The sequence below is a fragment of the Macrococcoides goetzii genome, from assembly GCF_002742385.2.
Classification (GTDB): Bacteria; Bacillota; Bacilli; order Staphylococcales; family Staphylococcaceae; genus Macrococcoides; species Macrococcoides goetzii.
Window position 1 is genome coordinate 574,914 of the sequence record NZ_MJBI02000001.1, and the last position, 20,127, is coordinate 595,040.

The window sequence follows — 20,127 nt, forward strand, 5'->3', positions numbered from 1 at the left end:
TAATTAATGTAACTAATAAAATCTTTCTTCCCACTCCGATAAGTACATAGCATCAAGACACTGTTCAGGGTTTGAAATTTGTGATATTAGCTCTAAACTATTACCATCTAAATCATAAAAATGAATCTTAGAACTAGCATTATTCACATGTGGTAATACAAAAGGTTCTTCTCCACTAAATCCAAAAGCACCTCTAGTTTCAATTCCTTTTTTATTTAACCATTGTTTTGCTGTCTTTAAATCTTCTAAATCAACATTAAAGGCAATATGACGAATAGAAGGATGATAATCTAAACGGACACTTTCACATTCCCATAGTCCTAACCAACTCACATCTTTCTCAATCCACATAAATGCAACCTTATTTGGTATATGATTTTCTAATGTTAATCCTAAACTTTCATAAAATTTAATAGAATTTAATAAATTGCTAACTGGTAGATGTGCTTCGAATAAACCTTTAATCAAACTAAACACCCCTCTTTTTGATTTCCAATTGATTATTTAGATAATTCAACATATATTCGTCAGTAACTATTTGTATAGGATATGACTTAGATAATTTGTCCGAAAATAACCATCTTCTTCTTTCTTTGGTTAATAAAATATATTCTTTTTCTTCACCTGAACATATAAAATTTAAACCTTCTTCTATTAACTCGTTATCTCGTTCCCTAAATTTATAATTCTCTAACTGTTTAAAAGTCTCATTAACCTTATTTGTAACTAAACTAATTTCACTTATTCTGATATATCTATTATTTATAGAATTTTTGCAATCTGAATCATTTCTTGCTATAAATTCTACAATATTTCCAGATGAGTCATTAATGTAAAAAGATTTAGCGCTTATATGATCAAAATAAATTTCATCTTTATCATCTTCAGTTAAGAGACATACTCGGCCACTTATTTTTTTCTTTAAAAAGTTATAATGATTTGGGGGAATATCTATAGCAAAATGATAAAATGGTTCCTTTTTATTGATATCATTTTCAAATATAATATCACTCTTAATGAGATGAACGATTAATTTATTTTCCATAATTTCTGTCTTAAACCCTAAATCACTATAAAATTCCTTTAATTTATGAATTTCTTTAGTTAGTAAGTGAATCGATAAAATGTTCAATGTTCCCTCTCCCCTTCTTTTTGAACATTATATAAATAATCTCATATAAATCATATATGCCAATAGTCTGATTTTTCTATCTATTAAGCAGTTATTAACTCCTTTCTAAAAAACAAAAAACTCTTTGGAATCATCCAAAGAGTTTGAAATGTAATTTTGAAATATTAACGTTTTAAGAACTGTGGTGAACGACGAGCGCCTTTAAGACCTGGTTTCTTACGTACTTTCATACGTTAATACTTTTTCGCTTTTATCACTATAAACGGTGGTCTATGATTTACTTTCATAATATCTTCTGCATCCCATAATTTTAACGACATTTCTGTATTGCCTGTATCAAGTACTCGTTCAATAATGAATCCATTATCGATTATAGTATTCATCATTGTTCCAATTGTGCGATGATAACGAATTACTTCAGTATCTAACCACTCTATCGGTCTCGCGCTTTCTTCAAAATAATGATCTAATTTATAGTGATTGAATCGACTCTCAACGTGAGACCAATTTTCTTTTTGTTTCGTTGCTGTTGTTAACGGATGTTCTGTAGAAAATAGTAATATACCGTCATTTGCTAATAATTTATTTAATTTTTTCATTAGTAAATTGAAATCTTCAATGTAATGGAAAGCCAGACATGATACTATCACATCAAATTTAATGTCTGTTTCATATGAAAGTATATCTGTTACCACAAATGATACGCGTTCATCATCAACAAGTTCTTTCGCATATGAAATCATGTTATTAGAAATATCTAACCCTACAATCTGTTTTGGGTTCAATTCGAGCATATATTGAATAAATTTTCCCATACCACAACCAATGTCTAATACCATTTTCCCTTTTATATCTGGCAACTCTTCTTTCATTATCGGCATTTCGATCATTTCGTTATAACTTAACTTATTGTTACGAATTTTTGTGTAACCTTTGTAGAAATGCTCATTATCATAAATATTTTGTGACATTCTATTCATCTCCTAATTATACTTGGGCCCAGTAATTATATTTTATAAAACTATATAAAAAAGAATAGACTTATATTATAAAAATATGTATGATGTATTATAGAAGTAGCAAAAATAATTTTACAAAAATTTACATATATTTTAACAGCCATCGTTTATCGATGGCTGTTTTGTTTTATCCAATTATCAATTAGGATTGAAACCTCAGATGCTTTATCATGATATAAACTATGATTACTATCTTTCAAAATTGTAATACTTATATCCCTTGCTTTAATAAACTGATTGATGCATTTTTCACGGATATCATTAATCTCTTCTGGCTTGTCACTTCGTATCATATAAATATCTTTATCAATTGTTCGTATTAAATCATAATCAGGATAATTTACGACATCTAAAGTCATTTGTACGCCTACTTCTTCTGATAAAGTAAACACTAATTTACCATCTTCTTCTTTAAATAATCTTCTATCAATGATATTCTTCTCAAATGTGTTTCCTTGAGTGATTAAACTTTCAAATAACTCTTGCTCTGAACTATAACTCAAAGTTCGAATTAAGCTTCGCGTATCATTGATTTCTTTTTCTAGACTATAGCCATCAAAGTATTTAGGAACTAAATATCCACCATCAAGCAGTATTAAAGTTTCTAGCGAGTATTTACTCGCATAGAATAATCCGTAGTGTGCTGCTATTGAATGACAAACTAAATGAAAGTTATCTATTTGGATTTTATTGATAAATGAATATAGCCACTTAGCAATCGTTTCTGGTGTGAAATCATTATTACTGATTAATTTTGATTCTCCTCTTTCAGGTAGGTCTACAGAAATAATATGATACCGATCTTTAAGTAGTTTAATCATCGGTAAATAATCTAAACCATTTGCACCAAATCCATGTAAAAGCAATAAAGTTTCAAACTTGTTATTTTTATTGTCAGTTTCAAAATAGCTAATTTTTCCATTAGTTGTTTCTACTGTTTTATAATCTAAATGATTTTCTTTTAACAAATGATTTAAATTCTTCAATGTATCACCTACAAATTCTCTATAATAGAATAAATATCCTCGTCATATTTTATGCTTTTATTTTTACTGATGGTATCTTTAAATAATTGCATGGTCTTCTCTAAAAGTTCTTCTGCACCATCGATACTAATATCCATTTGATATAGTTCTAGAAATACTTCCTGGAAAGATAGGTCTAGGAGTTGATATTGCTTAAATTGATGTAATTTTTGATTTTCATTTAATATTTGAATTTCTAGAATAAATTCTTTCATTATATCAATATGAGCTAAGGCGCCAATTAAATTATTTCTTTTTAAGTCGATGATTGCTTTACGGTAACGATAAATAAATTGAAAAGCTATATTCGGCGTTGTTCGATATGGTTGTTGTTTGTTTAGAAATTGTTCATTCAGTTCATTCATCTTCTTTAATACAGAGCCGTCTGAATCATAGACCACTTTCCAAAGTGGTGATTGTACACTTAATAATTCAGTAGGCATGATTGAAATATCCATTTCCAGACCATTTTCAAAGAACGGAATTAATAAATAAATATCTTCCCTGAACATGCCTTCATGAATATAGATTGCTCCCAAATCTAAAAGTAACTCTTTTATTTTTTCTTTGTTTTCTGTTACAGGTAGATTTACTGCTACCATCATATCTATATCGGAAAAGTCGTCAGTATAGCCATTAACGCCTGATCCAATTTGCACAGCACCTTCAATTCCAAGATGTATTAATTGATTTAATAATTTATCATATATCTCTTTTCTTTCTTTATATGTATACAACTGCTCTCCTCCTTAGATCTATTCATGATTAATAATATGCTCAAAAATTTTATGCTCACCTAACAACTTGTCTTTTAATACGGCAGGTTGAAGATTAATCTTTTCGATTTCAATTATTGGAAACCATCGATACTCCATATCTTCTCCATTTTCACATCCGATTATAGATGTTCCTCTATCCCATAATGATTTAGAATGGCAAAAATAATAAACGCCGAGCTCATGGAATGACTTTTCTTGTGAATGATATGTTTGTTCAATGAAAATAGCACTTTGTTCAATCGCTATGTCAGTAGAAAGTTCTTCAAATATCTCTCTTTTCAACGCTATTCTAGAATCTTCCAGCATTTGAACTTTGCCACCCGGTGGTGCCCAGTAATCTTTGATGTTTTGAAGTAAAATATGATTATTTTCTATAATTAAAGCTGAAGCTCTGTATTTGAAACGCTTATTATCTTTAGTAAATGTGATGTCCATAAGTTACTCCTGTAATAATATAATTTTATTTAAAGAATTTTCTGATTAATATATCATATAATTAAATCAATAAATTTACAACGGAGGTTTAAATGAAAGAATATAATGTTAATACATATAAATACGATCATACTATTCACTATTCGTGGAAATCAGAACTTATAGAGGAGAATAAATCATACATTCTTCTTAAGTCTCTGCCACCCAGAAAGCTTATTCATCATACACGTGGTCAAACATTTGTTTATGATAATGCTTCTCTTGAGTTCATATCAAAAAGTGACGGTTTTACAATAAATACGGACATTTATCGTAATGGTGATATTGAATACTACTGTAATATATGTTCTCTGCCTATATCAAAAGAGAATAATATAGATATTGTTGATTTAGATATTGATATGATTATCGATAAAGAAGGTAAATATTATTTTGTAGATGAAGACGAATTTGAAATTAACATAATAAAATATCAATATCCAGATAACTTAATAACAGAGGTTAGTCACTTGAAAGAAAAATTAGAATCTTTATATCGTTCTAAGGAGTTCCCTTTTGATGGTTTTCTATTAAAACATGTTGAAACTATAATGAATGATTTAAACAATAATTCGGTTAAATAAACGAAATAACTTTTTTTCGTCTATTTGACCGAATTTTTATGTAGATTTTCTAATGATTAATTTTGACGTTAATTCCTCTGATGTCGCCGAGTCAGACAGTATTAATTCAACACTTCGTTCTCCCATTTGTGCTAATGGCAGATCAATACTTGTTATGTTATTCACCTGTGAGAGTTCCCCGTTTTCGTAGGATATGAGTGCAATGTCTTCCGGAACTTTAATGCCTCGATTCTGAAACTCTGCATATAGACCTGCACAGTGCGCATCATTGGTCACTATTAACGCATCTGGTAAGTTCATTTGTTTTAATATTTTTTGTGCGAGTTGTTTCCCTTCCGTTAAAGATAATCCACTGACATAGATAAATTCCTTGTATTGCATGTCTTCAGGCAATGTCGCATACGCTTTTGCGCGTTCATTTGCACTAAATCCATTATTTCTATGTACTGTGTACCCTATTTTTTTATAACCTTCACTCATGAGATGATTCAATGCTTTTTTCATTGCTGCGTATTGATTGATAAATATATACGGGAGATGATCATTCTTCTCCATTAATACAATTGGGCCATATTTTTCATAGTCATATATTACATCAATCGGTAGTTGTTTCGTAATAAATATGATGCCATCAATTGATCGATGTTTCAGCATTTCTAATGCCTTTATTTCTTCGTCTTCTTTATAGTGTGTTTCAATGACAATAATATGATATTGATGTAGTGAAGCCTGCTTAATCGCACCTTCCAAAATTCTTAAATAATATGGATTTGTAATCCATGGAAATACGACTGCAATCACTCTACTCTTACCACGTGATAGATTTACCGCCAGATGGTTGGGTATATAGTTTAATGTCTTCATTGCCTGCATGACTTTATTCCTTTTTTCTTCTTTAACATATGGATGATTATTTATTACTCTGGATACAGTGGTTACTGATACACCTGCTTCCTTTGCGATATCACGAATATTTGACATGAAGCAATTCCCCCTTGCTATGAAACGAGTTTCATACATTACAATCGACTTAAGAAAGAGGTGATTGTAATGTATGGTTGTTTATCACTGATTATTTTATGTGCCATTGAACTCTTATTTGTGAGTATTGTACCAGAAACTGAAGATAAATATTAAGGCTTATGAAGGTATGTATAAGGCTTAATTGATAATAAAAATAGACAGGCGGCAATATTTGAGTTGCGTCCTGTCTATTTGATGTTAGCTTGATTGCACACTTTCAAAGTAAATTTGATCTTCATCATAATAATCTACTGCATTATCAACAAATACGTGTGTCATGATATAGAATTCATGGTTATAGTCTTCTATTTCTTCGTGTGTATCAAATATAAATGGTACTTCTTCTGTTCCGTCATGCTGTAGAATCACTTTTGATATGGGTAAATCGATTGTGTGGAAGTCGCTTGTTTCATCAGTATTTTCTTTTCTTTCGATTAAAATAAGTTCAATACGATCAATATCTTGCTCAGCTAAGTTTTCTAATTTTACGATACCAGCAATCTGTTCCTCAGGATGAAATGTTGTTTTTTTAACAAGTGTATCAACTTTCGCGTCTCCAAATCCTATTGATGTAAGAAGTTCTTTAAACATGATATACCTCCTCGTATATGAATTTTTAATATAATCTCTCTTAAATTAAATTAATCGTACCATAATGCATGTTAGACTTAAAATAATATCCTAATTCTATTGAAATAATGTTTATTTCTTTTCAATTATGGTTACAGTTATACAACGATTATTAAGGTTTTTCACTTTAATTTCGGTTATAATATAATAATAAAATGAATAAAGGAGTTTTCTATGTCACGTTTATTTAATTTACTCAAAAAAGGTAGTAAGTCTTCATTAATTGCAGCAATCGTAAATTTTATTCTAGGTTGTTTAAAGTTTGGAGCATATGTTATTACCGGTAACGTTGCGATGTTTGCAGAAATGATGCACTCATTCGGTGATGCAGCGAACCAATTTTTTGTTTTCGTAGGATCTGCTGTTTCAAAGAAAAAGCCAAACGAAAGGTTTCCATTTGGCTATGGTCGTCTTGTTAATATCGTTTGTTTGTTTGCAGTATTAATCGTTGCAATTTTAGCTTATGAAACAATATTGGAAGGTATTCATCACATCACAAACCCAGTTCACCATGAACAGCCATTAAATCATTTCTTAATCGCTGCTGGTGTTTTATTAATTGGTATCATCTTAGAGGTTGCAGTGCTTTATAAAGCTGGTAAGGAAGTTTTAGAAGAAGCTCATAAACCAACAACTGGTTTACACCCACTTACTACAAGTTACTTAAACATTGCGAAAGCTAAGCCAGCCACTAAACTTGTATTCATGGAAGATACTGTCGCAACTGGTGGCGGTGTTATCGCATTATTAGCAATCATAATTGCAAGGTATACAGGATTTGTTCAAATTGAAGGTATTGTATCTGTTATCATCGGATTAGCGATGTTCTATGTTGTATATAAAGTTTTCATGGAGAACGCAGCTGGAGCGATTGGTCGAGCTGATGAAGAGATGGAAGTTCATGCTTCTAAAGTTATTTTAGAGCACCCAGAAGTTTCAGACATCAAACGTCTTGTTGTAATGAAAGAAGGCGAAGATAAGCACGTAGAAGCTTTGATTGAAGTATCAAACTATGAATTTAATTTAAGAGAATTAACAGAAATCAAAAAATCAGTAACGAATGAATTATTAAAGCAGCCACACGTTACAGATGTCAACATAGAAATCATGGAAGATGATGACATGGATGACTGGGTAAGTGGTAACGGTTCATCTATTAACCGTAATATTTATGAATAGTATATAATAGCTTTGAGTAATAAATTTTAGATGTAAAGGAGAATGTTTATGCCATTTATTACAGTAGAATTACTAGAAGGTCGTTCAGAAGAACAATTAAAGAAAATCGTTGAAGAAGTAACAGAAGTTGTTGCTACAAATGCGAACGCACCGAAAGAAAATATTCATGTATTTATTAAAGAATTGAAAAAAGAGCGTTATGCAGTGGCTGGTAAATTAAAATCAGAATCTTAATTCAAAGAAAAAACCTGTTTGTCCTTAGCGGACAAGCAGGTTTTTATTGTTCATTCGGATTGATTCTTGCAGCCATATTAATACGTTTCGGAGCAGGTTCAGGTTCTACAACTGCTTTTATATCATTTAGTATCATCGAATAATCATTTTGGAAGTCGACAACGCGTCCCCCATCTAAATATTGATCGAGTCCTTTATGGATAATGATATAGATTGATTCATTTTCTTCTTTGTTTGTGCAAGAGATAATATATTGTGTTAAAGCTTCAGCGTAATCAACTGGATAACCGATAAATTCTGAGATTAATCTAACCATAACAACTTGTATTTCTTCAGCCCCAAAGTCATTTTTTTGTGCATATCCATTTAACACTCCAAATGTATATGCCACCATTGCCTGGTCATCAGCATCACTATGTTCATCGTATACAGGTGACGCTTGTAATGTATCAGCAACTTTCACAGCATACTGGTACATTGCTTCTAAATCATTCATTTTAAATCCCTCCATTTAATTCATAATTTATTTTATCATTGTTATATTATGAATGCATATAATAAAAACTCAGTCATCTGACTGAGTTTTTATTCCTCTAAGAATTTCTTAATAGCTGTTTTATTTTTCTCTTTATCAATTTCTAACACTGCACCAGCTTCAGGATAACTCATCTGAGTAAAGCTATCTTTTACCGGAATGACTAATGTATTTGGATCCTTACTCCCTCTGATTACAAACGAAGTGCCTGTTCTAAATATTTCTCCATCAGTCATATCTGTATTGATATACCCTCTTGCAATACCGGCAAGTTTAGGTGTTTTTAAGATAACTGGTAGATTAACCATTTCTTTCTTTAAAGCACGGATTACTTGCTGTTGACGTCTAACGCGACCAAAATCAGCTTCAGCATCATTTCTGAATCGTGCATAGCCAAGTAACTCTTTGCCATTTAAATTGTGTTTTCCTTCCGTCAGCGTGACACCTATTTTTTCTGACATATCCTTTTCAACATCAATGGGTACACCATTTGGTGATATTTCATCTACCATTGCAGAAAATCCTTTAAAATCAACAATCGCATAATGATCAATATCGATATCTAGATTCTTTTTAATCGTTTGGCGTAAAAGTTCCGGTCCACCTAATGTATATGCTGTATTAATCTTATAATTTCTGTAACCTGGTATTTCAGCATAAATATCACGCATCACGGAAATAACTTTCATCTTTTTATTTAAGTAGTTATACTGGCCAATCATGATTGAATCAGTCCTTGCAGATCCATCAACCGCACGGTCTTGTCCTAATATTAATATATTAATTTTCCCATCTTTTTTATTTACACCATTAAATTCATATTGTTCATGTTTCGGTGCGTGTTTTTCTGCTTGTTTTAAACCACTTTCATAACTCGATTTTATGTATAAAAAACATCCTAATAATATAAAAATAATAAATAATAATATAAACGGTAGCTTACGAATACGACGTTTTTTTCGTCGACGTATAGGTGGCGTTTGTCCATCCATAATTAAACACCCTACTTTCCATACTCCAGTATATTAAACTTATAAAAAATAAGACTAAATTGCAAGCAAATACCTATGGTAATTGTACATTATTATCGTAAAATAATTACAAGGAGGTAGATTGAAATGAAAACGATATATTTTGCCGGAGGTTGCTTCTGGTGCATGGTAAAACCTTTTGATTCTTTTGATGGTATTGAAAGTGTAAAGAGTGGTTATATGGGTGGACATATTGAAAATCCAACCTATGAACAAGTGAAAACAGGTACGACAGATCACCTTGAAGTCGTTGAAATAATTTATGATGATGCTGTATTCTCATTTGATAAATTATTAGAGATTTTCTTTGCTCAAATTGATCCGACAGATGCTGGGGGACAATATATGGACAGAGGCACACAATATAGAACTGCTGTATTTTATACTGATGAAACACAAAAAATGAAAACAGTAAATTACATAGAAAGTATTCAAGATAGATTTGATAAGCCGATTGTGACTGAAATACGTCCTGCTGAAGTGTTCTATTTAGCTGAAGATGAGCACCAGGACTTCTATAAAAGAAACCCTGAACGTTACAAACAGGAACAAATTGATCGTGAAAATTACATAAAGACACAAAAAAATCTGAGCTAATGCTCAGATTTTTTTGATCGATTGATGATTGCATTAATACGAATCATCTGTGTGATGAGTGAACTATCTTTTCGGTAGACTAAATATCTTGATTGCCAGTCAGGATCGAACTTTTCTTTATATCTACGTAATCCTTTAAAACTATAAAGTCTTGAGATAGAATCAAATATCTTCCCTGCCAATCGTTCACGATAAAATGCATGTTTATGACTGCCTACGTTTGATAGTGGTGCCATCCCCATATTAAATGAATGATAGCCCTTCTCTTTCATTAATAGCATTGTATTTAAATATAGACCATCCATCATTTGGAGTTCATTATCTTTCCAGCGTATCATGTCTACTGAGAATGAATGATTATAATGTGTTGGCATAAATGAGACGAAGCCAATGATTTCAGCATCATTTCTAATAACTCCGATTGGTGCTTTGTTTAAATAATCACGATTAAACTGCCCTACTGAGAAATTCATTTCGTTACGCCCATTTAACCACTCATTAGAAACTTCTTGTAATTGAGCAATTAAATAATCATCAAAAGGTGGCTCCAGCACTTCATAACGATATCCTTCTGTTTCGAATTTATTGACAGTTGCTCGAAATGCACGTTTTTTCTTTCCACTGATCGTAAAGTCTTCAAGTGGAATGACTGCTTCTTCACCTAGTTTAAAGAATATATTCCCGAAATCATGATACATCGGTAACAGATGCGGTTGAACCTGATAGAATGCCACGTCATAACCATAATATTCTGTCTTGTCATAGAACTGTGTCAGTAAACATTGAAAAGATGCCTTATTCCCTATTGGATCACCTAATACGATAATACTATCATTTTTAAATTGAAACATGACAAATGCATCACGCTCATCATTTGTAAAGAATAATTTGTCTCCAGTGAATGCCAGATGACTTACAAAATTCCCGCCATAAGACTGAATAATTTTGTCTATCTCCTCTGTTGACATTTGCATATCAATTTTAGTTTTAAATTTTTTATTGAAAAGATAAGAGAGTGTATACGTCACACCTGCAAATAATACGATTAAAAGTAGGAAATAATATTTTAGTAAGTTACTATCGAAATCAATATTTTCTGAGCGGATCAAATCTTCTAATTGTAATGAAAGTAACCATCCGTTGATTGATAATAACACGATTGATGAAAGAATGGTTAATCCAGCTCTTTTTAATGTTATTGGTCTTCTAATCGAACTAACATTTCGATTGCCGATAAACAATAGTATTAACACAATAAATAGCCAGATATAAATGAGAAAGTTTCCATATGTCAGATATACGACAATCAGTAAAATACTTACTGCGACCATACTCATTACATGCGAACGTCGTGTGTCATGCATGATTCCCTTAGCATTGATGATTAAGATCAGTGCAGCCACAGCGTACAATGCCGCTAGAAATAAATACGTATTATGTTTCACATCATAGATGGCTTCAATGATTACTAAACCATTACTTAAAAATAATAAGAGTCCCGTAATACCTACAATAACTCCTAATGCAATTGCCGGTAACTTCACGATTAAGTCCCGTAATATACTTAAAAATAAATTACTTGTCTCAATTGCTGGTCCAACATATTTATGATCTTCAAACCGATCTTCAAATTGTTTTCTCGCCACACCTCTATACTCGAAAGTCGATAATGCAAGAGCAAGCAGAAATGGAATAAAGTAATAAACAACTCGATATATGAGTAGTGCAAGTAATACTTGTTCTTCTGCAATGCCAACAGCTTTAAATCCTACGAGAATCATTAAGTCAAATGCACCAAATCCACCTGGTACGAGTGATATTAATCCAGCTAAAGCTGCTACCACAAATATGCCGATGACAATCGCAAATGGCACGGGACTATCAATACATTTAAAGATTAAGTACATTACGCCACTCGCTGCAATCCATTCTAATGCAGAAACTAAAGTAAATTTTAATCCTAATAATTTATCCTGATTAATCGGTTTAATAAAAGTATAAATTAAAAATAATGGCAAAAATAATGCTGTAATAATTAATGCGATATTATACCATGGGTAGTGATCAAAGGCATGAGTGTTATTAAATAAATTGAATATGATACCTAAACTTAAAAAACTCATTCCTGAAATCATCGATAATAATAATAATGAAATCACTTTGATTAATTTTCTTTCGTCTTCTGCATAGTTTCGATATACGAGTAAACGTAGTCCGGCACCTATTATACCGCCAAATCCAATTACGGCGTTCATTGCATTTGCAATGAAACTTGTGTTAAATAACTTTCTTTTAGAAATAGCTAATTTTAAATTTCCTGCCAATACAAAGTCGTAAAGCGAGAGTAACATTACAGCAAATAGTCCAGAAAGAATCAAACCAGCGAGTTCAAATGATTGCATAGATTTAAAAGCTGAATATGTTGCTTTATAATCAATAGATGATAATTCTCCGATTAATTTGTAAAATATAAAAGTTAAAAGAAGTGATATAAAAACTATTTTTATTTTGTTTTGATGCTGCACTATAAATGCTTTCATACTAACCCACTTTCTATGTTAAAAACTGTATTTAAATATTGTTTATGTAAAAATGATACTACTATTGTACATGTAAATAATATTTTTGCAAAATCACAAAAAATGAAGCATAAACAAGTGTTATGCTTCATTTTTCTTGATTTCATAAGACCCATGGACGTCCTGAAAATATTTGTTATATCGTATTTTAAATTTATGAAAGAAAAATTGTACTAGAACTTTCATAATTGCGTATAGCGGAATGCCTAGAATAACGCCGATGATACCGAGCATGTTTCCTGCACAGAGTAAGACAAAGATAATCGTAAGCGGATGAATTTTCATCGTTTTACCCATGATACTCGGTGAAATAAAATGACCTTCTAAAAATTGTACCGCCATCCACACTACAGCTAACTTCAATAGCATAAGTGGTGAGTCAACAAGTGCGATGATGATTGCCGGACTGATGGCAATAATAGGTCCTAAATAAGGTACAACACTTGTAACTGCAGCAATACATGCTAAGATAAGTGCATATTCCAGTCCAATAATTTTATAACCGATAAATAGTAACACCCCAATACAAAAAGCAACAATCATCTGTCCCTGAATGTATGAACCTACCTGAACATTCATCTTCTCCAGAATTTCATTGAAATCACTGCGATAGCGTGGTGGTAATAATTTGATCAAATAGCTTTTAAATTGTTTACCGTCTTTAAGTAAAAAGAATAATACAAAAGGAAATGTCATAATAACAACTGCAACACTCGCAATTGTGCCGATGATAGATTTTAAGCGAGATGAAAAGCTACCGAGATAATCCCCTACTTTATTAGGAAGATCACTTAAATTTGTATTCACCCACTTCTGAATATCCTGCATATATGGAGCAATGCGTGAATTAGAAGCAATATCATTAAACTTATTAAGGAGATGTTTCATATAATCCGGAAAGTTTGCTACTAGACTTAATATTTGCTGTTCAATTAAAGGTATTAATACAGTAATAAGTATTGTGAATACACCGATAATCAATAAAAACAAAATAATAATCGCATAAAGTCTTTTGACCCTATTACGTTCAAGAAAATCTACGATTGGATTTAAAAGATAAAAAAGTATAAAAGCTAAAATGATTGGGCCAATAATCGTATTAAAGATAATTAGAAGTGGTTCGAATATAAATGATATTTTAGAAAATACAAAGATTAATATCCCTAACAATATGAGAATACATAAAGAAAAAATGAGATTTTTACCACCTAAAAAGCGCATAAAATTGTTATCCTGCATGGGTTAGCTCCTCCCTATATTTATTCTTGTAAATTTTGATAAACATAATAAAGTTTACATAATCAAATTATTGTATTCTTAAATCGTGAATATAATATCAAATTTAACCACAATTATCCTAAAAATGCAAATTAGGGACTAGCGCATGCTAGTCCCTAATCGTTTCAATATAATTATTTGATATCTAAAATTGCATCTCCTGCAACTGTATGACCATATTTAATATTATGCATTGATTTGTCTGTTAAGTTTGTGAAAATGATTGGTGTGATATCACTATCAGCATTTGTACGAATATAGTCTAAATCTACTTTTAATAAAGATTGACCTCTCGTTACATGATCACCAGGTTTAACTAACATTTCAAATCCTGCACCTTTTAATCCAACTGTTTCTAATCCGAAGTGGATTAAAACTTCAATACCATCATTACTTTCAAGACCAAGGGCATGTTTTGTCGGGAAGTCCATCTTAACCTCACCGTCAAATGGTGCAACAACTAATCCTTCTTCTGGTTTAATTGCTACCCCGTCACCCATCATTTTTTGACTGAATACTTGATCAGGTACCGTTGAAAGTTCAACCACTTCACCAGTAATTGGTGCATAAATTGTAGTTGATGTAGATGTTGAAATATTTGATGTTGCTGGAACAGCTTCAATTGTTTCTTCTGCTTTTACAGCACCTGGGTCTTCGATATGCACTTGTTCTGGACGTGTAACTTCACCAGACATAATACGTGCCATCTCATGTTTAATCTGATCTGACTTTGGACCGAAGATAGCTTGCATGTTGTTTCCAACTTCTAATACCCCTGCAGCACCTAACGCTTTTAATTCTGGTACATCAACTTTAGATTTATCTTTAACTTCCACACGAAGACGTGTAATACAAGCATCTAAATGTTTGATATTTTCTTTACCACCCATTGCATCTAACACATTGAATGGTAATTCACCAGCTGTAGAAGTTGATGATTGCGCTTCTTCATCTTCACGACCTGGTGTTTTTAAATTAAATTTCTTAATTGCAAATGTAAATAATAAATAATAAACAACTGCATAAACTAAGCCTACCGGAATAACTAATAACGCATTTGTACGATCCCAGTTTAATAAACCGAATAAAGTATAATCGATGAAACCACCTGAGAATGTCATACCAATTTTAACGTGTAATAAGTGCATTACTAAGAATGAAGTACCTGCTAATAACACGTGAATCCCGTAAAGTATTGGTGCTACGAATAAGAATGAGAACTCTAATGGCTCAGTAATACCTGTTAAGAATGATGTTAATGCTGCTGAAAGCATTAAACCACCTACAACTTTTTTACGTTCTGGACGTGCCTGACGATAGATGGCATATGCTGCTGCTGGTAAACCAAACATCATAAATGGATATTTACCAGTTGTGAACATACCCGCTGTAAATGGAACGCCGTCTTTCATTTGTGCCATCCAGATACTTTGGTCACCACGTACTAAGTTACCTGCTGCATTCGTATAGTTACCAAACTCGAACCAGAATGGCGCATAGAAGATATGGTGTAATCCGAATGGAATTAATGAACGCTCAATAATACCAAAAATAAATGTAGTTAAAATTAAGTTTTTATTTAATAAGAATTCAGATAAAGTATTTAATCCGTCTTGGATTGGTGGCCAGATAATTGCTAATGCCGCACCCACAATTATTGCCATCACTGAAGTGATGATTGGAACGAAACGTTTACCCGCAAAGAAACCTAGGAATGCCGGCATATTAATATTAAAGAATTTGTTGTAACACCATGCTGCAACTGCCCCCATGATGATACCACCAAATACACCAGTTTGAAGTGTCGGGATACCTAAAATTAAAGCATGTGCAGGTAACTTAGCTGACTGACCTAAAGTTTCCGCTCCTTCAGCATATGAATAAATATTGTCGATCGTAATACCCATGAATTTACCGATTGTGGCATTCATGATTAAGTAACCTACTAAAGCTGCAAGTCCGGCAACACCGTCCCCACCTGCTAAACCAAGTGCAGTACCAATCGCGAATAATAAAGGTAAGTTATCGAAAATAACTTGTCCTGCACTTTCCATAATACCTGATAACATTACAAAGAAATCAGCTTTCAACCAAGGTGCAAACTGCACAAGTTGTTCATTGTGCATCGCGTTACCAAATGCAAGTAAAATACCTGCTGCTGGTAACAAAGCAACCGGTAACATCAATGCTTTACCGATACGTTGTAATTGACCGAATAACGTTTTGAACATAATTTTTTCCTCCTAAAAATGTTTTGTTTAGATTGCTAGATAAGATAAGAAGAAGATAAAAGCAAATTTACATACATATTCATAAAATACTAAGCACACAAAAAAGGCATAAGTATATACTGGTCCCTTTGTACCAGTAATAACTCATGCCTGCTTTATCAGTTACACGTTATCTACTTCAGTATTAAATGCTTGAATATGCATTGTAAGATATACAAGCTCTGATTCATAAACCGGCTTGTGTAAATGCGTCTGCATCATCTTAACAATCTTTACAGCCGTATTGTAACACAATGGATATTGTACTTTCAATAGGTTTTCTAACTTTTTTTGTTCAGGCATACGTTCATCAGCCATCACGCGTTGTACTGCAAAACTAATATGTCTAACAAATCTTGAATAAGCTATAGAATCCTTATCTATATTAACTTTCAAATCCTGTTCAATCATATGAATCGCTTTAGTAATCACTTCGGCCATCATATTCATATCACGAAGCGAATGATTATTAACGGATGAATGGATATGTAACGCAATAAAACCTACTTCCGTTCTTGGAAAATTAACTTGTAGCTTATCATTTAACATTTGAACAACTTGTTCAGCAATTAAAAATTCTTTCTGATATAGTGCTTCTGTCTCTTTCAAAAATGGATTTGCAACAAAAATACCATCTTTATAACGTTTCAGAGCAAAAATGATATGATCCGTTAATGATAAAATAATTTTATCGTCCATCTGTCCATCTGTTCGCTTATCGATAAATTCCACAATCTCGATTACTGTTGCAATAACATGGTCATCTGTTAACGTCATTAAATCTTTATAGCGTTCTTGTTCCTGTTCCGTTTTAAGTTCGAACATTTTTTCTATCTTGTTTAAATCCTGATCTATAATTGTATGCCCAGCTTTCTTATTGAAGCCTATACCTTTACCGATCAATACAACTTCCTTATTATTTTTAAGTGCAATTAATACATTATTATTCAACACTTTTTCGACAATATATTGTCCCATATTAAATACCTCATTCCAAAGACCTATGTGTTCAATTTAGTTACATGGTAAAATAATGTTAGCTATATATATAGCTGCTATATTATATATAAATATAGTAAAACTTAATATAAAATAAAAATTGGAGGGATTAAGTTGAAATTATACAAAAAGTTATTATTCATTTCAATAGCATTATTACTACTTGTAGTTCCATTTGAAAATGCTGACGCTGTTACTGAAGAAGCCTGGTCTGAAGCTGTTACAGTTTACGGTGCTGCCCTTGAACAAAATAGTGATCTGCAAAGTAAAACTAAATCATTACTCGGCACAGATGATAGTGATAAGACAACATATGTCCATGCTGCAGATTTAACGAAATATTTAAGCTTACAATCTAACGATAGTGTTTTAAAATCTAGTATTCGCATCAAAAAATTATCAGCTGGATCTGGTCTTTCTTTAAATATAAACCAATCAGCAGGTAAAATCACTAAAATTACCGAAGATACTTACAAAAATGCTTTACTCACTGCTGGTGTAACGGATGCTGAAGTTACGATTGCAGCCGCAGAAGATGTTACCGGTGAAAGTGCTTTAGCTGGCGTATACAAAGCATTTGAAGCACAAGGCGAAACAATTGACACTGCACAGACGCAAGCCGCTCAAAATGAATTGAATTCAATTTCAAATATTAATGCAGAAAATGCCGGCAAAGAAGGGTTCTCTCAAGAACAATTAAATAAAGCTATCGCTGAAGCAAAAGCAGAAATTGCTAAGCAAGGTGCTAACTTAAATACGACTGAAATTAAAAATATCGTTGTACAGAAGATTGAAAGCAATGGACTGAATAATATTATTTCTGACAACCAAATTAACATCATCGTTAACTTCATTAATAATGCACAAAATTCTGGTGTATTCAGTGGAGAAAATAAAGATAAGTTTATCAATGGTGCAAAAGACTATATCAATGAGATTAAAAATTCAGATGGCTTTAAACAAGCTACTGATAAAGCAAAAGATATGGGGAAAAGTATCCAGAATTCTCTTGAAAAAGAAGGCGTATGGGATAAATTTATGAACTTTATTCAATCCATTATCGATGCGATTATGGGATTATTTAAATAATGTTATATAAAAAGAATCAGCGGGTGATTTCATTCGCTGATTCTTTTTGTCTTTATTTAGAAAATTGATTTACTATTTAATTTTTTTAATTACTTTCGTTTCTTGATTATCATGTTCAGGATGAAATTCATAAGGGTTCTCTCCCCATGTTTCCACAGATGATAAATCTGCTTTAACGTTTTTTGTCTTAAATACAGGGTTTAAACCTTTTTTGCGTTGTTCTCCGTAATCTTTTGCAACTTCGAATACAACATGTGCTAATCCAATGATCGCTGTAATATTTAAGATGGCCATTAATCCCATAAATAAATCAGCTGTAGACCAAACCGTTTCAACTTTAATTACAGCTCCGAAAAATACCATAAGTACTACTAACAATCTGAAAATAAACATTACTGTTTTATTTGTTGTCAAATATTCGATGTTTGATTGTCCATAATAGTAATTACCTAACACAGATGAATATGCAAATAAAAATACTGCAATCGTCAAGAATACTCCACCAAATGAACCGATATGACTGTTTAAAGCTGCTTGAGTAACTTCAATCCCTTGAGGTGCTTTATCACCGAACTCTAAACCACCATATAATAAAATCATTATCGCAGTAGCCGTACATACTAACATCGTATCAAAGAATACACCAAGGGATTGTATTAATCCTTGTTTAACCGGATGACTTACTGCTGCAGTAGCTGCAGCATTTGGAGCAGAACCCATACCTGCTTCGTTTGAGAATAATCCACGTTTAATACCTTGCATGATTGTAAATCCTAATGCACCACCAAATGCTGGTTCTAAACCGAATGCTCCTTTAATAATCTTCATAAGCATCGGTATAACATCACCAATGTGTGTGATTAATACAAACAATACGATACCGATATAAAGAATCGCCATTAAAGGAACAATTGTTGTTGACACGTTAGCAATCCAGCGTACCCCACCAAAGATTACAAGTGCAGTAATCACAGCCAGGATGATTCCTGTCCAGAATGGATCAAAATTATATTGTTCTTTAAAACTCGCAGCAATCGTATTTGATTGTACCGTATTGAAGACAAACGCAAATGTTACGGTAATAAGTATTGCAAATGTAGTACCTAACCATTTTTGACCTAATCCATGTTCCATATAGTAAGCTGGTCCCCCGCGAAAACCACCTTTTTCATCTTTAACTTTATATACTTGCGCAAGTGTCGCTTCAAAAAATGCACTTGCAGCACCAAAGAATGCAATGACCCACATCCAGAAAACTGCACCTGGACCCCCTAAGACAATTGCAGTTGCAACACCAGCGATATTACCAGTACCTACTCGGCTCGCTGCACTTATAGCAAACGCCTGAAAAGATGAAATACCTTTTTTTCCGTCTTCAAGTGTTTCAGGTTTCTCACCGATTACCCTAAACATTTCAGGTAACCATCTAAACTGAATAAATCTTGAACTTAAACTAAAGAAGAATCCAGCAAGTAATAATAAGCCGATTAAAAATTCAGTCCATATTAAATCATTACCAGCAGTGACTATCGATTTAAACCACTCCGGTATCATTGCATCAAAATCAACATTCGAAAACATATAAAACCTCCATATCCTTTAATAAAAATAATACAAAGTTCATTTTATCATAGAATATGAAGGTTTCAATTTTTATTTTTTTATATATA

The 20,127-nt window shown here is 32.2% G+C and carries 21 protein-coding genes; 5 read left to right on the top strand and 16 right to left on the bottom strand.

The annotated features are described in order from the left end of the window. Positions 1-12: 12 nt before the first annotated feature. The 7 genes from BFS35_RS03090 to BFS35_RS03115 form a co-directional block, all read right to left on the bottom strand. A complete protein-coding gene (locus BFS35_RS03090; RefSeq protein WP_099577946.1) occupies positions 13-468 on the bottom strand; it encodes a VOC family protein in 456 nt (151 codons plus the stop codon). 1 nt (position 469) lies between these two features. Then, positions 470-1,132 carry a hypothetical protein gene (locus tag BFS35_RS03095; protein ID WP_099577945.1) on the bottom strand — a complete coding sequence of 221 codons (663 nt, stop codon included), beginning with the start codon at positions 1,130-1,132 and terminating at the stop codon, positions 470-472. 164 nt (positions 1,133-1,296) lie between these two features. Beyond that, on the bottom strand, positions 1,297-1,362 hold the full coding sequence (locus BFS35_RS14260) for a hypothetical protein (RefSeq protein WP_407943221.1): 66 nt from the start codon (positions 1,360-1,362) through the stop codon (positions 1,297-1,299). A gap of 3 nt (positions 1,363-1,365) precedes the next feature. After that, positions 1,366-2,103, bottom strand: a complete 738-nt coding sequence (locus BFS35_RS03100) for a class I SAM-dependent methyltransferase (RefSeq protein WP_158554243.1) — start codon at positions 2,101-2,103, stop codon at positions 1,366-1,368. A 155-nt stretch (positions 2,104-2,258) separates the two neighbouring features. Next, positions 2,259-3,137 (bottom strand): alpha/beta hydrolase, encoded by an 879-nt coding sequence (locus BFS35_RS03105; protein ID WP_099577941.1) that lies wholly within the window; start codon positions 3,135-3,137, stop codon positions 2,259-2,261. A gap of 8 nt (positions 3,138-3,145) precedes the next feature. Then, positions 3,146-3,913 carry a hypothetical protein gene (locus BFS35_RS03110; protein WP_099577939.1) on the bottom strand — a complete coding sequence of 256 codons (768 nt, stop codon included), beginning with the start codon at positions 3,911-3,913 and terminating at the stop codon, positions 3,146-3,148. Positions 3,914-3,931: 18 nt separating this feature from the next. After that, positions 3,932-4,390 (bottom strand): NUDIX hydrolase, encoded by a 459-nt coding sequence (locus BFS35_RS03115; RefSeq protein ID WP_099577937.1) that lies wholly within the window; start codon positions 4,388-4,390, stop codon positions 3,932-3,934. A 92-nt stretch (positions 4,391-4,482) separates the two neighbouring features. Between BFS35_RS03115 and BFS35_RS03120 the strand changes: the two genes are divergently transcribed. Next, on the top strand, positions 4,483-5,013 hold the full coding sequence (locus BFS35_RS03120; protein ID WP_099577936.1) for a DUF402 domain-containing protein: 531 nt from the start codon (positions 4,483-4,485) through the stop codon (positions 5,011-5,013). Positions 5,014-5,049: 36 nt separating this feature from the next. Here the strand turns inward: BFS35_RS03120 and BFS35_RS03125 are convergent, their stop codons facing one another. Continuing rightward, complete coding sequence (locus BFS35_RS03125) at positions 5,050-5,994, bottom strand: LacI family DNA-binding transcriptional regulator (protein WP_158554244.1); 945 nt, start codon at positions 5,992-5,994, stop codon at positions 5,050-5,052. Between the two features lie 240 nt (positions 5,995-6,234). Further along, complete coding sequence (locus tag BFS35_RS03130; protein ID WP_099577932.1) at positions 6,235-6,627, bottom strand: sporulation protein; 393 nt, start codon at positions 6,625-6,627, stop codon at positions 6,235-6,237. 213 nt (positions 6,628-6,840) lie between these two features. Here BFS35_RS03130 and BFS35_RS03135 point away from each other — a divergent pair, with 213 nt between their 5' ends. Together BFS35_RS03135 and BFS35_RS03140 are read left to right on the top strand one after the other, a co-directional pair. Further along, positions 6,841-7,845, top strand: coding sequence for a cation diffusion facilitator family transporter (locus BFS35_RS03135; RefSeq protein WP_099577930.1), 1,005 nt, complete (start codon positions 6,841-6,843; stop codon positions 7,843-7,845). A gap of 48 nt (positions 7,846-7,893) precedes the next feature. Beyond that, the gene (locus BFS35_RS03140; protein ID WP_099577929.1) at positions 7,894-8,079 is read left to right on the top strand and encodes a 2-hydroxymuconate tautomerase; all 186 of its coding nucleotides are present in this window, start codon (positions 7,894-7,896) and stop codon (positions 8,077-8,079) included. Positions 8,080-8,122: 43 nt separating this feature from the next. Here the strand turns inward: BFS35_RS03140 and imm48 are convergent, their stop codons facing one another. Both imm48 and BFS35_RS03150 read right to left on the bottom strand, forming a co-directional pair. Beyond that, positions 8,123-8,575 (bottom strand): Imm48 family immunity protein, encoded by a 453-nt coding sequence (gene imm48 / locus BFS35_RS03145; protein ID WP_099577927.1) that lies wholly within the window; start codon positions 8,573-8,575, stop codon positions 8,123-8,125. An 89-nt stretch (positions 8,576-8,664) separates the two neighbouring features. After that, on the bottom strand, positions 8,665-9,606 hold the full coding sequence (locus BFS35_RS03150; RefSeq protein WP_099577925.1) for an LCP family protein: 942 nt from the start codon (positions 9,604-9,606) through the stop codon (positions 8,665-8,667). A 120-nt stretch (positions 9,607-9,726) separates the two neighbouring features. Here BFS35_RS03150 and msrA point away from each other — a divergent pair, with 120 nt between their 5' ends. Then, positions 9,727-10,242: a peptide-methionine (S)-S-oxide reductase MsrA gene (gene msrA, locus BFS35_RS03155; RefSeq protein WP_099577924.1), complete on the top strand. Its 516-nt coding sequence runs from the start codon at positions 9,727-9,729 to the stop codon at positions 10,240-10,242. On the opposite strand, the gene mprF is transcribed toward msrA, so the two are convergent. The 4 genes from mprF to glcT all read right to left on the bottom strand — a co-directional run bounded on the left by mprF (position 10,239) and on the right by glcT (position 17,347). Further along, positions 10,239-12,782 (bottom strand): bifunctional lysylphosphatidylglycerol flippase/synthetase MprF, encoded by a 2,544-nt coding sequence (gene mprF / locus BFS35_RS03160; RefSeq protein ID WP_099577922.1) that lies wholly within the window; start codon positions 12,780-12,782, stop codon positions 10,239-10,241. The two genes, msrA and mprF, sit on opposite strands and share 4 nt — an antisense overlap. A 120-nt stretch (positions 12,783-12,902) precedes the next feature. After that, entirely contained in the window at positions 12,903-14,060 is a 1,158-nt protein-coding gene (locus tag BFS35_RS03165) for an AI-2E family transporter (RefSeq protein ID WP_099577920.1), read from the bottom strand. 173 nt (positions 14,061-14,233) lie between these two features. Further along, positions 14,234-16,330: a glucose-specific PTS transporter subunit IIBC gene (ptsG, locus tag BFS35_RS03170; protein WP_099577919.1), complete on the bottom strand. Its 2,097-nt coding sequence runs from the start codon at positions 16,328-16,330 to the stop codon at positions 14,234-14,236. A 162-nt stretch (positions 16,331-16,492) separates the two neighbouring features. Next, on the bottom strand, positions 16,493-17,347 hold the full coding sequence (gene glcT / locus BFS35_RS03175; RefSeq protein ID WP_099577917.1) for a glucose PTS transporter transcription antiterminator GlcT: 855 nt from the start codon (positions 17,345-17,347) through the stop codon (positions 16,493-16,495). A gap of 135 nt (positions 17,348-17,482) precedes the next feature. On the opposite strand from glcT, the gene BFS35_RS03180 reads away from it, so the two are divergent. Further along, positions 17,483-18,457, top strand: coding sequence for a DUF1002 domain-containing protein (locus BFS35_RS03180; protein ID WP_099577915.1), 975 nt, complete (start codon positions 17,483-17,485; stop codon positions 18,455-18,457). 72 nt (positions 18,458-18,529) lie between these two features. Here the strand turns inward: BFS35_RS03180 and BFS35_RS03185 are convergent, their stop codons facing one another. Beyond that, positions 18,530-20,038: a glutamine transporter AlsT gene (locus BFS35_RS03185; protein ID WP_099577913.1), complete on the bottom strand. Its 1,509-nt coding sequence runs from the start codon at positions 20,036-20,038 to the stop codon at positions 18,530-18,532. Positions 20,039-20,127: the final 89 nt, after the last annotated feature.

Bases quoted from the DNA above. Each gene is read 5' to 3' on its own strand.
- BFS35_RS03100 (WP_158554243.1), bottom strand. From the start codon at position 2,103: ATGTCACAAAATATTTATGATAATGAGCATTTCTACAAAGGTTACACA.
- BFS35_RS03115 (WP_099577937.1), bottom strand. From the start codon at position 4,390: ATGGACATCACATTTACTAAAGATAATAAGCGTTTCAAATACAGAGCT.
- BFS35_RS03120 (WP_099577936.1), top strand. From the start codon at position 4,483: ATGAAAGAATATAATGTTAATACATATAAATACGATCATACTATTCAC.
- BFS35_RS03125 (WP_158554244.1), bottom strand. From the start codon at position 5,994: ATGTCAAATATTCGTGATATCGCAAAGGAAGCAGGTGTATCAGTAACC.
- BFS35_RS03130 (WP_099577932.1), bottom strand. From the start codon at position 6,627: ATGTTTAAAGAACTTCTTACATCAATAGGATTTGGAGACGCGAAAGTT.
- BFS35_RS03135 (WP_099577930.1), top strand. From the start codon at position 6,841: ATGTCACGTTTATTTAATTTACTCAAAAAAGGTAGTAAGTCTTCATTA.
- BFS35_RS03140 (WP_099577929.1), top strand. From the start codon at position 7,894: ATGCCATTTATTACAGTAGAATTACTAGAAGGTCGTTCAGAAGAACAA.
- imm48 (WP_099577927.1), bottom strand. From the start codon at position 8,575: ATGAATGATTTAGAAGCAATGTACCAGTATGCTGTGAAAGTTGCTGAT.
- BFS35_RS03150 (WP_099577925.1), bottom strand. From the start codon at position 9,606: ATGGATGGACAAACGCCACCTATACGTCGACGAAAAAAACGTCGTATT.
- mprF (WP_099577922.1), bottom strand. From the start codon at position 12,782: ATGAAAGCATTTATAGTGCAGCATCAAAACAAAATAAAAATAGTTTTT.
- BFS35_RS03165 (WP_099577920.1), bottom strand. From the start codon at position 14,060: ATGCAGGATAACAATTTTATGCGCTTTTTAGGTGGTAAAAATCTCATT.
- ptsG (WP_099577919.1), bottom strand. From the start codon at position 16,330: ATGTTCAAAACGTTATTCGGTCAATTACAACGTATCGGTAAAGCATTG.
- glcT (WP_099577917.1), bottom strand. From the start codon at position 17,347: ATGGGACAATATATTGTCGAAAAAGTGTTGAATAATAATGTATTAATT.
- BFS35_RS03185 (WP_099577913.1), bottom strand. From the start codon at position 20,038: ATGTTTTCGAATGTTGATTTTGATGCAATGATACCGGAGTGGTTTAAA.